This window comes from Paenibacillus sp. J22P277 (assembly GCF_059383675.1).
In genome coordinates this window covers 269,645-281,465 of the sequence record NZ_JBXENS010000002.1, presented here as the reverse complement: position 1 = coordinate 281,465, position 11,821 = coordinate 269,645, and the positions used below count along the sequence as shown (strand labels likewise).

At 63.4% G+C, this 11,821-nt stretch carries 9 protein-coding genes; all 9 read left to right on the top strand.

Annotated elements, in window-relative coordinates:
• Positions 1-29: 29 nt before the first annotated feature.
• The 9 genes from AC50YL_RS05915 to AC50YL_RS05875 all read left to right on the top strand — a co-directional run bounded on the left by AC50YL_RS05915 (position 30) and on the right by AC50YL_RS05875 (position 11,812).
• Positions 30-1,241, top strand: coding sequence for an ABC transporter ATP-binding protein (locus tag AC50YL_RS05915; RefSeq protein ID WP_494830142.1), 1,212 nt, complete (start codon positions 30-32; stop codon positions 1,239-1,241).
• Positions 1,238-2,032, top strand: coding sequence for an ABC transporter permease (locus tag AC50YL_RS05910; protein ID WP_494830140.1), 795 nt, complete (start codon positions 1,238-1,240; stop codon positions 2,030-2,032). The genes AC50YL_RS05915 and AC50YL_RS05910 overlap by 4 nt, the downstream gene beginning before the upstream one ends.
• 7 nt (positions 2,033-2,039) lie before the next feature.
• Positions 2,040-2,831: an ABC transporter permease gene (locus tag AC50YL_RS05905; protein WP_494830138.1), complete on the top strand. Its 792-nt coding sequence runs from the start codon at positions 2,040-2,042 to the stop codon at positions 2,829-2,831.
• Between the two features lie 28 nt (positions 2,832-2,859).
• Complete coding sequence (gene bcp / locus AC50YL_RS05900; protein ID WP_494830136.1) at positions 2,860-3,336, top strand: thioredoxin-dependent thiol peroxidase; 477 nt, start codon at positions 2,860-2,862, stop codon at positions 3,334-3,336.
• Between the two features lie 411 nt (positions 3,337-3,747).
• The gene (locus AC50YL_RS05895; protein ID WP_494830135.1) at positions 3,748-4,785 is read left to right on the top strand and encodes an AAA family ATPase; all 1,038 of its coding nucleotides are present in this window, start codon (positions 3,748-3,750) and stop codon (positions 4,783-4,785) included.
• An 88-nt stretch (positions 4,786-4,873) separates the two neighbouring features.
• Entirely contained in the window at positions 4,874-6,343 is a 1,470-nt protein-coding gene (locus AC50YL_RS05890) for a DUF58 domain-containing protein (protein ID WP_494830134.1), read from the top strand.
• Positions 6,321-9,113 (top strand): transglutaminase-like domain-containing protein, encoded by a 2,793-nt coding sequence (locus AC50YL_RS05885; RefSeq protein WP_494830132.1) that lies wholly within the window; start codon positions 6,321-6,323, stop codon positions 9,111-9,113. The genes AC50YL_RS05890 and AC50YL_RS05885 overlap by 23 nt, the downstream gene beginning before the upstream one ends.
• Positions 9,114-9,289: 176 nt before the next feature.
• Positions 9,290-10,219, top strand: coding sequence for an ArsR/SmtB family transcription factor (locus AC50YL_RS05880; RefSeq protein WP_494830131.1), 930 nt, complete (start codon positions 9,290-9,292; stop codon positions 10,217-10,219).
• A gap of 216 nt (positions 10,220-10,435) precedes the next feature.
• Positions 10,436-11,812: an ABC transporter substrate-binding protein gene (locus AC50YL_RS05875; RefSeq protein ID WP_494830130.1), complete on the top strand. Its 1,377-nt coding sequence runs from the start codon at positions 10,436-10,438 to the stop codon at positions 11,810-11,812.
• Positions 11,813-11,821 lie beyond the last annotated feature (9 nt).

Below are 11,821 nucleotides of genomic sequence, written 5' to 3'. Positions count from 1 at the left end.
TGTCGAAACAGAGAGGAGCCGGAAATTCTATGCTGGCAATAGACGTAAAAGATTTGAGGAAGCAATTCCAGGTGCAGAAGAATCGCGAAGGGCTCGGCGGCGCGCTGAAGGATCTGTTCAAGCGCGAATACAACGAGATTACCGCGGTCAAAGATATCAGCTTTCAGATTCCCCAAGGCGAAATTTGCGGCTACATCGGCGAGAACGGCGCCGGGAAATCAACCACGATCAAGATGCTCACGGGCATCCTCGTGCCGACCTCGGGCCACCTCATGGTAAACGGCTTCGTGCCTTATAAAGACAGGGAAAAATTCGTGCGCGGCATCGGCGTCGTGTTCGGTCAGCGCAGCCAATTATGGTGGGATATCGGCGTTATCGAATCGTTCCAACTGCTGCGAAAAGTATACCGCGTTCCCGAAGCGGAGTTTCGCAAACGGCTCGACGAACTGGTCGAGCGGCTGGAGCTCGGCGAGCTGCTTAACCGCCCCGTTCGGAAGCTGAGCCTCGGCCAAAGGATGCGCTGCGAGCTCGTCGCGTCGCTGCTCCACAATCCGTCGATCGTGTTTTTGGACGAGCCGACGATCGGCCTGGACATCGTCGTGAAGACGGAAATCCGCGAATTCTTAAAAAAAATTAATCGGGAACAGGGCACGACGATCCTGTTGACGACGCATGATTTGCAGGATATCGAGGCCTTGTGCTCGCGCGTCATCATGCTCGACGACGGCCGCATCATCTACGACGGCGGCCTGGAAGAGCTCAAATCGAGATGGAGCAAAGGCCGGGAGCTGCAGTTCCAGTTCGGCGAGCAGCCGTCGCTGGACGCCCTGAGAGGCTTGACGGACGGCCTGAACGGCGTGGAATGGACGATCGACAACGAGCTGACGGCCACGATGTGGCTGCCGCACGAGGTGAACGTCTCGGAGGCGCTCGGGCGCGTCGTCGGCGGCACGTCGGATATCCGGGACATCAAAATCACGGAAACGAATACCGACGACATCGTCCGCGAGATTTATTCGTCGGGTTCGGCGTCGAACGACGCGGCGGCGAAGCTGAGCCAGAGCGCACCGGGCGGCGCGGAGCCGGACGGGCCGATAATAGCGGAGGCGCCGGCAGAGCCTGCGGGCAACGCTGCGGCCGGTGCCGGAAGCGCCGGGAAGGACGAAGAAGCCGGGCAGCAGGCCGAAGAGTATGCGCTCGTCGCCGCGGGGACGGCGTCCGAGAAGGAGCCCAAAGCATGAACAGCGCGTATTTGGACCTGATTCGCATCCGTTTTCTCATGATGCTCGCTTACCGCGTCAACTATTACAGCGGCATCGTCATCTACACGATCAACATCGGCGCGTATTATTTTCTCTGGGAAGCGATCTACGGGGAGCAGAAGCTGCTGGCAGGCTTCACGCTGGCGCAAATGACCACGTACGTGGCGGTCTCGTGGATGGCGAGGGCCTTTTACTTCAATAACCTGGATCGCGAGATCGCAAACGAAATCCGAGACGGCAGCGTGGCCGTGCAGTTCATTCGCCCGTACAACTATTTGTTCGTGAAGCTGATGCAGGGTTTCGGCGAAGGCCTGTTCCGGCTGCTGCTGTTCATGGGCCCGGGCCTTGCGCTCGTCTGCCTGATCTTCCCGGTCAAGCTTCCTTCGGATCCGGGCACTTGGGCGATCTATATCGTCATGCTGGCATTCAGCTTTCTTATTAATACGCAGATCAACATGCTCGTAGGCTTATTCGCGTTCTTCGTCGAGAACAACGAGGGCATGCTGCGCATGAAGCGGGTGCTGGTCGACCTGTTCTCGGGGGTCATCGTGCCGATCTCGTTCTTTCCGGGCTGGCTTGCCGTCACGATGAAGTGGCTGCCGTTTCAAGCGATTACGTTTCTGCCGAGTTCCGTCTTTACCGGCCGGATTACCGGCGACGAGGTGCTGCGCGTGCTCGGCATTCAAATCGTCTGGTTCGTCGCGCTGATTATTCCGATCGCGTGGGTATGGCGCATGGCGCGCACCAGGCTGTTCGTGCAGGGAGGTTAAGGAAGCTATGTTTTATTGGTCGCTGGCCGTGGAATACATGAAAAATTACGTGAAAACCAAGCTGACCTACCGCGCCGATTTCTGGGTGGAGGTGCTGTCGGACCTGCTGTTCCAAGCGGTCAACCTGATCTTCATCCTGGTCGTGTTCCAGCATACGCCGACGCTCGGCGGCTGGACGGAGGCCGAAGTCGTGTTCGTGTACGGCTTTTTCATGGTGCCCTCGGGCATCTTCAGCACGTTCTTCAACATCTGGAATTTCAGCGAACGGTACATCGTCAAAGGCGAGATGGACCGCATATTGACGCGTCCGGCCTATAATCTGTACCAGGTGCTGCTGGAAAACCTCGATCCGCCGTCGCTGTTCGGCTCGCTCGTCGGGCTGATCATCATGGTGCTGAGCTGGGGACAGCTGGATCTGGCGTTCCATCCGGCGGACGTCCTGATGATGGTCGTCTTCACGATCGGAGCGGTCATGATTTATGCGGGCATCTTCACCGCGCTGACGGCGATCTCGTTCTACTCCGATGCGCCGACGGGCATCCTGCCCTTGATGTACAACATCTCGAGCTACGGCCGGTATCCGGTTAATATTTATAACAAAGCCATCCGGTTCATGCTCACCTGGCTGCTGCCGTTCGCCTTCGTCGGGGTCATCCCGGCTTCGTATTTCCTCGGGCGGAACGAGACGGGCTTGTCGGACCTGGCGCTCTACACGCCGCTGATGGGCGTGATCGTCCTGGGCATCGGGCTGTTCATCTGGAACCACGGCGTCAAGCGGTACCGCGGCGCGGGATCCTGACCTGATCATATGAAGGGAGAAATGCGCAATGGCAATCAAAGCGAAAGCGGCCGTGGGCAAAAAAGCGCCGAATTTCACGCTTGCGGCGACGGGCGGCCGGGAGGTCAGCCTGAGCGATTTCGCCGGACGCAAGGTCGTCATCTTCTTCTATCCGAAGGATCTGACGCCGGCGTGCACGCAGGAGTCGTGCGATTTCCGCGACGCGTACGCGGAATTCGGCAAGCATGGCACGGTCGTGATCGGCATCAGCAACGACCCGGCGGAGCGGCACGAACGATTCGCCGCGAAGTACGAGCTGCCGTTCGAGCTGCTGGCCGATACGGAGCATAAGGTATGCGAGCTGTACGGGGTCTGGCAGCTGAAGAAGCTGTACGGCCGCGAATACATGGGGCTTGTCCGCTCGACGTTTCTCATCGACGAGAAGGGCAAGCTGTCGCGCGAGTGGCGGAATCTCCGCGTGAAGGGGCATGTGCAGGACGTGCTGGCGGCGGCAATCGAGCTGTAGACGCAGCTTGCCCGGCGCCAGAGGCGGAGCTTTGGAGCAAACGAATGAAGGTTGTCCGGAAGCCGATAGGTCGGTTCTCCGGACGGCCTTTTTTGCGTTAAGTGGCGCGGGAGCGGCTGGATCGGACCGGCGGTTTCGGGGGCGGATGCGCCGCTCGTCGTCGTACGTATTCGACGGGGAATCCGATGACCGTGCGCGGCATGGCTCGGGTAAGCGGATGACGCTGCGTTCGGCATTCGGCCGAATGCGGCGCGATTCTTCCGTTGAGCGCGGGCGGAGTCGGTATTCATGCGTCCATCTTGGAGATTATAGACCTGTTGCCCGCGGCGCAGGTGTAAAGGACGCAAGAGATGGCGAAACTATCAGATAGCGTTATTCACTAGGTTGGAAGAGTAGGAGATGAGATCGGATATGATTCCAAAAGTTCGGCAAGGGGAAAACGGGCTTGGCGAGCCGCCGCTTCACGCGGCGGAAGCGGATATGTGGCCGGAGGCCGCGCAGCAATCGCTGCAGCTGATGCTGGCGCGGGTGAACAGCGTGCTGCTCGGCAAGGAGCAGGTGGTGGCGCGGGTGTTCAGCGCCTTGCTGGCCGGCGGGCACGTGCTGCTCGAGGACGTGCCGGGCGTGGGCAAGACGCTGCTCGTGCGCGCGATCGCGCGGGTCATCGGCGGGGAGTTCCGCCGCATTCAGTTTACGTCGGACATGCAGCCGGCGGATGTCGTCGGGGGGATGGTCTGGGACGGGAAGCGGGGAGAGCTCGTCTTCCGCCAAGGTCCGCTGATGGCGAACGTCGTGCTGGCCGACGAGATCAACCGCACGCCGCCGCGCACGCAGTCCGCGCTCCTTGAGGCGATGGAAGAGCGGAGCGTCTCGGCCGACGGCGAGACACGGCCGCTGCCGCTGCCGTTCATGCTGCTCGCGACGCAGAATCCGCTGCGCGACGACGGCACGTACCCGCTGCCCGAGGCGCAGCTGGACCGGTTCATGATGAGGCTGACGATCGGCTACCCGTCGCCGGAGGACGAGATCGGGATGCTGGAATCCGGGCGCCAACGGCTGCTGCCGGAGCTGCTGCGCCCCGTTATCGTGCCGGAGGAATGGATGCGCATGCAGAAGGATGCGCAGTCGGTGCATGTCCATCCCGCGCTGCTTGCGTACGCGGTGCACGTCGTCGGAGCTACGCGCACGTCGCCGGAGCTGCAGCTGGGCGCGAGTCCGCGCGCGACGCTGGATTGGATCCGCGCTTCGCAGGCGACGGCCTATGTAGCCGGCCGGCGCTACGTCGTGCCGGACGATCTGAAGCATGCGGCGGAGCCCGTGCTCGCGCACCGGCTGCTGCTGCGGGACGAGGCCTGGGTCAAGGGAAGAAGCCCGGCGAAGGTGCTGGAGGATATTCTCGCGGCGTCGCCGGTGCCGATGCCGGCTTCCGAAGGCGGGCGGCGCAGATGATTGTGGCCGGATTATCGTTGGGGTCGCCGGTGCTTGCCGGGGCAAGCCTAAGCGGGATGACCGGCGTGAATAGGAAGGCGGTGAGACGGTGAGAACGACCGGAACGAAGAAGTCGGCGGCGAAAACCGGAGCGGCGGGTCCCGGGGGCACGGCGGGAACAACGGGAGCGGCGCCTGCTATTCCGGGAGCGTCCAAGCTGCGCAGCCGGATCGTCAGCCGCGCGATGGCGCTGCTGGTTCTCCTGGCCGCCGTCTATGCCCTGCGCGAACGGGGCGGGGCGGTCGAGTGGCTGTTCGCGGCGATCGCGATCCTGACGGCAGGCTTCGGCCTGCTGCTGCCCTATGCGGCGATCGGCCGGATTCAGGCGGAAAGGACGGTTTACGACGAGGAAGCGCTGGCGGACGGCGGCGAGATGCGCGTGCAGCTGACGCTGAAGCTGAGCCGCATGCTCCCGTTCATGTGGGTTTGCCTGCAGGAAGAGATCGTCAACGCATGCGCTCCGCAAGGGAACGGCATCAAAATCAATCGGGCGCTGCTGCCCGGATTCAGCCGCCGGTTGGTCTTGTCGTATACCGTGAACGGACTGCAGCGGGGCGTGCTGGAGTTCGGCCGCGTGACCGTGTCGATGGGAGACATGCTCGGCCTGACGACGAGAACCGTCACGGTCGAATGCTCCGGCCATGCCGTCGTGAGGCCGGCTGCCCCGTCCGGGGAGCGGCTCGGGGCGCTGCCGGGCTTCGAAGCCGAGCAGACCCGGAACGGCATGCAGCCCGTGTCCTCTTTCGGCGGGCAGATGATGTCCGCGGCGTCGCGGCTGCGCCGGGACGGAGCCGGCCCCGAGCTGCGTTCCTACGTGCCGGGCGATTCGCTGCGCCGGGTCGATTGGCGTGCCATGGCGCGCGGACTCGGCATGCAGACGCGCATGAACGAGGCGGAGGAAGCGGGCACGGTCATCGTGCTGCTGGACGTATCGGCGGCGGCATACGGCAAGGACCGAAGGTTATTCGATGCCAATGCCGGACGGGCCATGGCGATCATGGAGCAGGCGGAGCGGGAGGGCAAACGGATGAAGCTGTTGACCAACGCGGTTGCAGAGGGTGCCGTTCATGACGGCGGCAGCGGCGGGAGCGCGCTTCGGGAGACCGGCAAGCGCCTCGCGGCGCTCAGCCTCGGCGAGGCGGCGAAGCCGATGTCGCAGCGGCTGTCCGACGTCGTGGCGGGCGCGCCCCGCGGCGCTTCCGTCATCTGCCTGACGGCGGGCAAGACGGGCAGCGCCGAAGCGATCGCGCGGCAGTCGGGAGATCCCGGCAATATTTCGTACGGCGCGAAGCTGGCCGGCGTACGCGGCATTCGGCTGCATCTGCTGCTGTCGATTCCGGCAACCGGCGGCGAGACCGCGGAGCAGAGCTGGCAGGAGCGGCTGCAGGGAACGGGCTGCAGCGTGCGGGCCATGACCGTGCCGGAAAGCTACGGCAGCCGGAAGCCGAGAGCGGCGGAAGCAGCCGTGCAAGCCGGCGGGAAAGGAGGCGCGATCCATGTCGAAGCCGCGAACGGATAACGGCGGCCGGGAGGCCGCGGCGGGCGGCGGCTCCCGGGAGGGCACGGCTCCCCAAGATGTGCAGGATGCCCGTCCACGGGAGGATAATGCCCCCAAGGCAGTACAGGAAGCCCGCACTCAGAGTTATTCGCCGCAACAGGCGGAGTTTGGCTCGAGCCTTACGCGACAACCGCAGGCGGCGCATGCCGGGGGTTCCGGATCGACCGCCGCGTTCTCGAACAAACCGGGGCAATCGGCCGCGCCGGGCGGCGGTTCCGTGAAAGGATCGGTTGCTGCCGGCGGGGCTCGGCGGTCCAAGCGGCAGGAGGAGCGGGACGGGCTGCATTTCTTCCGTCACGGTATACGAAGATTGATCACGAGCCTGCTCCTGTACGGCCTGATCGTGGAGTGGCTGTTGCCCTTGGAGCAGTTGAAAACCTATACGGAGCTGTATGAAATCGGTCCGCTCCTCGCGGCCGTCGGCTTATTTCTCGCCGTCGGCTTGTTCGTGCCTCCGACGTGGGCCGCTTTGCTGCTGAACGGCTTCATCGCGGTCGGCACGGTCCTCGCGTTGTTCGAGCCGCATTATGGCTCGCTGTCCCGGTCGTTGCGCGGGTTGGCCGAGGCCATGCAGCATGACGCGCTCGGCATGGGGCGCGGGGATTTCATGATCAGCGGCGAATCCAGGACGCTGCTGCTGATCGCCGGGCTCGGGATGATGGCGATCGCCGTGCAGTCGCTCATGTGGCTGCGCCAATGGGGGCTCGGTTTGACGGCGCTGACGGCGCTGTACTTGCTGCTGCTGTACGGTTTTCTCGAATTGAACGTGTTTCCGGGGCTGCTGCGGGCGTGCGCGGAGGGACTGTTATTAAGCGCGCTCGTGACGGTGCCGCGAATCGAACGGCTCGTCGGCGTGCCGGATTTGTTTGCGCCGGCTCGCCGCTCCGGGAGCGGGAAAGGGATGCTGGCCGGGTGGTCTCTCGGATGGTGGAGCGGCGCGGCCTGGCTTGCCGTCTTCATCATGGCGGGAAGCATCGGCGCGGCTTGGAGCTGGTCGGGACCGGCCGCATCCGAACAGGCGCCATGGGCCGCGGACGCCGTGAGATGGAGCGAAGCGCGCTTCGGGACGCCGGACGGACATGACGCTTCCGAGGCCGCGACGACGGCGGCGGAAGCGATGGCGGACACGGGACTGAACGGATCCGGGAAAACGGGCTACGGCTTCGACGACAGCCGTCTTGGCGGACCGCTGTCCGCGGACGACACCGTCTTGTTCACCGTGGCGTCCAGGGAAGCCGGCTATCTGCGCGGCGACAGCAAATCCGTTTATAACGGAGCGGGCTGGGAACAGGACGGGCATGACTGGCAGAAGATGAACGTGACCGCCTCCTCGGCCGCGGGGGATTCCAACGTGCTCGTGCAAACCGTGACGCCGGCCCGGCCGACGGTCGGCTATCCGCTGTTCGGCGGAGGCGCGGATGCCCGGATCACGGCACTCAAGCTGCAGCTCGCGCCGAAAGGCGCCGCCGGGAAGTATTGGCGGGATACGGAGACCGGGGCGCTCTATGCGCCCGGCGACGAAGACCGGGTCGTCCAGTACACGGTCGAGACGATCGTCCCGAACGAGGTCGACGTCCGCAGCGTGGGCGCCGGTGCAGCGGGCGGAACGACGGGCACTGACGATGCCGCGGCCGCGGCTTTCTCCGGCGCGGCGGCGTTGACGGATCAAGCGGAGCGGGCGTATACGCAGCTGCCCGCGGGTCTGCCCGCGCGGGTCGGCGAGCTCGCGGCCCAAATCATTCGGGATGCCGGCAATCCGGCAAGCCGGTACGAGCAGGCGCAGGCCATCGCGGATTACTTGCGCGCGCACTACGCCTACACGCTCGCGGATACGGCGGCGCCGGGGGCGGGCATCGACTTCGTCGACGACTTTTTGTTCCGGCAAAAGCAAGGGTACTGCGTGCATTTCGCTTCCGCGATGGCGGTGCTGCTGCGGACGCAGGGCATTCCGGCGCGGTACGTGAAGGGCTTTGCGCCGGGCGAGGCCGAACGCCCGGCGGGAGGGGGCGAAGCCTCCCTGTTCACCGTGCGCGCGAGCAACGCGCATGCTTGGGTGGAGGTATGGTTTCCGGGCGCCGGCTGGGTGCCGTTCGAGCCGACGCCGGGTTTCGCGGCACCGGCTGACGGTGCCGCGGGCGATGCCGGATCGTCCGCGTTCGCGGACGGGGCGGCGGAGCCGGGCCATGCCGCCGCAGCGGACCGCGCGGCGGCGGCCGGCGGCGAAGCCGCAGCGGACGCCCGCGGCTTCGCCGGGCGTCTGGCCGCGCAGCTGCGCGCTGCCGCGGCGCGCGGGGCGCAGGCCCTCGCGGACGCGGGCCGCGGCGCCACGGCTGTGCCGCCATGGGCCATGGCGGCCGGCGCCGCAGCGGTCACCGGCGCGGCCGGGCTCGCCCTGGCGCTGCGCCGCAGCCGCGGACGCTTCGCGTTCGGCTTGGCGCTGCGCCGGTACGGCAGCGCCCTAAGGGCGGGCCGGCACACCGCGGCCCGCAGCCAGTTCCTCCGGCTCGCGGACGCCTTATGGCGCGAGCTGTACAAGCGGTGCGGCGCGAAGCCCGCGCACCGCACGCTGCGGGAATACGCGGCGGCGCTCGACCTGCCGCCGCAGACCGTGCCGCTCGTCGCGGATTTCGTGCGGTGGGACGAGGAGGCGCGATTCGACGCCTACGCGCAGCGCCTCCCGACGCAGCAGCAGCTGGCCGAGCTCGTCGCCGGCCTGTCCGCCCCGAAATGACAAATGCCGCAAGCCGGGATGATAACGGCTTGCGGCGTTTCTTTTGAACGCGGAAGCAGAAAACGGCCTCGTTCCGACACTTATTCAAAAATATTGGTTTAATACATATTTATTGATTGAAAACGCTATTTCGTATACAATGCATGTAGGAAAGCATTCAGAAGCGGGGTGTCAACATGCTGGAACTCAGTTTCGACGAACCGGACAAGCTGGTGGGCGTCGCGCATGCGTTATCGACCCGTTCCCGGGTCGATCTGCTCCAATTGCTCAGCACGAAGCGAATGAACGTCGTGGAAATCGCGGATGCGCTGCGGCTGCCGGTCTCGACCGTGGCGAACAACGTCAAGATCCTGGAGGCCGCCGGGCTGATCAACACCGAGCTGCTGCCGGCGACGCGCGGGGCGATGAAAGTCTGCAGCCGCAATTACGACGATATCCATATCGGCTTCAACGCGTCCAGGCCGCTGCCGAAGGGCGAGACGCTGGATTACCGGATCGAGCTTCCGATCGGGCATTACAGCGACTGCGAGGTGTACCCGACCTGCGGCGTCGCGGGCGTGGACAAATTCCTGTTCGAAGAGGACGAGCCCGTGCAGTTCTATCATCCGAAGCATATCGACGCGCAATTGATCTGGTTCCGCAAGGGCTACGTCGAGTACCAGCTGCCGCTCGACCTGCCGTCTGGCGCGCGGGTCAAGTCGCTCGAATTCTCCATGGAGCTCTGCTCCGAGGCGCCGAATTACGACAACAACTGGCCCTCCGACATTACCCTGTGGGTGAACGGACGCGAAGTCGGCTGCTGGACGAGCCCGGGCGATTTCGGCGACCGGCGCGGCAAGCTCAATCCGGCCTGGTGGCTGGACGGCGCGACCCAATACGGGCTGCTGAAGACGTGGATCGTGGGCGAGGAACGGACGACGCTGGACATGAAGGAAGTGTCGGACGTGAAGGTCGCGGACTTGAACTTGAAGCAGCGCCCGAGCGTCAAGCTTCGCATCGGCGTCAAGGAGGACGCGCTGCACAAGGGCGGCGTGAATCTGTTCGGCAAGCATTTCGGCGATTACGAGCAGGACATCGTGATGAAGATAAACTACGTAATGGACTAAAAAGCGGCCAAGCCGTAAATAATAAGCCTTTAATTACAGGATCCCTGTCATTAAAGGTTTATTTTGTTTTATTAGTTACAAAATTATTAAATGAAACCGTTGACATTTAGGCTTTCGATCGCTAGTATAGGGTCAAGGAAACAAGATATATGTAACAAACCATAAAACGTATTTTGTTTCTGCATGCCATGATTGAATCGAATAGGGAGGCCAACCATGAAAAAGAGCTATGCACTGGCAATGACGTCGCTGCTGTCGATTTCCCTGCTTCTGAGCGCCTGCGGCGGCAACAACGGCGGAGGCAACAACGGAGGCGGCAATAATGAAAGCGCTGACGGAGGCAATGCGCCGTCCACGAACGCAGGCACGAACGCGGGCGCGAATGCCGGCAACGAAGCTTCGACGGGCGGCGAGAAAGTGGACTTGAACTTCTGGACGCTGTTCGACGGCGGCGACGGCGCGAACATGCAGGCGCTGGTGGACGAATTCAACAAGACGCACCCGGACATTCAAGTCAAGAACACGAAGCTCGTCTGGGGCGAGTACTATACGAAACTGATCACCGCGGTCGGCAACGGCAACGGTCCCGATATCGGCATTTCCCATACGTCGCGCCTGCCGGACCTGATCGACCAAGGCGTCGTGACGGAGCTCGACGACGTGGCGACGGAAGCGGGCGTCGACTGGTCGACGTACAACCCGAACCTGCTGAACGCGACGGTCGTCGACGGCAAGCATTACGCGGCCCCGATCGATACGCATCCGTTCATCATGTATTACAACAAGAAGCTGCTCAAGGACGCGGGCCTGCTCGGCGAAGACGGCAAGCCGGTGCTGGAGCAATCCGCCGACGGCTTCATGAAATTCCTGCAGACGCTCAAGGAGAAGCTGCCGGCCAAGACGACGCCGTTCGCGCTCTCCAATTCCAATGACGACCCGTACCGTCTGTGGTGGTCGCTGTACTCTCAGCAAGGCGCCAACGACATCGTGTCCGACGACCTCAAATCCGCCGCCGTCGACGCGGACAAAGGCGCCAAAGCGGCCGACTACATCCAAAAGCTGTACACGGGCGGTTATATCAAGAAGAACGATCCGGACTTCTACAAGAATTTCCAAAGCGGCACGGCGGCGATCATGATGACCGGCGTTTGGGCGACGGGCACGTGGGAATCGACGAAAGGCCTCGAGTTCGGCGCGATGCCGATTCCGAAAATTTTCGACCAGGAAGCGACGTGGGGCGATTCCCACACGATCATCCTGCCCGTGACCAAATCCGAGGATCCGGCAAAACGCAAGGCGGCCATGATTTTCGCGGATTGGATCGCGTCCAACGGCCAGATCTGGGCGAAAGCGGGGCACATCCCGTCGAAGCCGTCGGTGCTCGAGAACGCGGATTACAAAGCGATGCCTTACCGCAGCGATTACGCGTCGGTCGCCAGCACCGTTAAATTCAACAAGCCTTCCACGAAGAACTGGCAGATCCGCGACAATGCGTCGTTCAAGGTGCTGAACGAGGTGTGGGCGAACAAGCTCAGCCCGGCGGACGCCATGACCAAGCTGCAGGACAGCGTACAGAAAACGCTTGACGAATAAACCGATTCA

What these genes read in the sequence shown, in the direction of transcription:
- AC50YL_RS05915 (WP_494830142.1), top strand. Translation starts at nt 30, where the DNA reads ATGCTGGCAATAGACGTAAAAGATTTGAGGAAGCAATTCCAGGTGCAG.
- AC50YL_RS05910 (WP_494830140.1), top strand. Translation starts at nt 1,238, where the DNA reads ATGAACAGCGCGTATTTGGACCTGATTCGCATCCGTTTTCTCATGATG.
- AC50YL_RS05905 (WP_494830138.1), top strand. Translation starts at nt 2,040, where the DNA reads ATGTTTTATTGGTCGCTGGCCGTGGAATACATGAAAAATTACGTGAAA.
- bcp (WP_494830136.1), top strand. Translation starts at nt 2,860, where the DNA reads ATGGCAATCAAAGCGAAAGCGGCCGTGGGCAAAAAAGCGCCGAATTTC.
- AC50YL_RS05895 (WP_494830135.1), top strand. Translation starts at nt 3,748, where the DNA reads ATGATTCCAAAAGTTCGGCAAGGGGAAAACGGGCTTGGCGAGCCGCCG.
- AC50YL_RS05885 (WP_494830132.1), top strand. Translation starts at nt 6,321, where the DNA reads ATGTCGAAGCCGCGAACGGATAACGGCGGCCGGGAGGCCGCGGCGGGC.
- AC50YL_RS05880 (WP_494830131.1), top strand. Translation starts at nt 9,290, where the DNA reads ATGCTGGAACTCAGTTTCGACGAACCGGACAAGCTGGTGGGCGTCGCG.
- AC50YL_RS05875 (WP_494830130.1), top strand. Translation starts at nt 10,436, where the DNA reads ATGAAAAAGAGCTATGCACTGGCAATGACGTCGCTGCTGTCGATTTCC.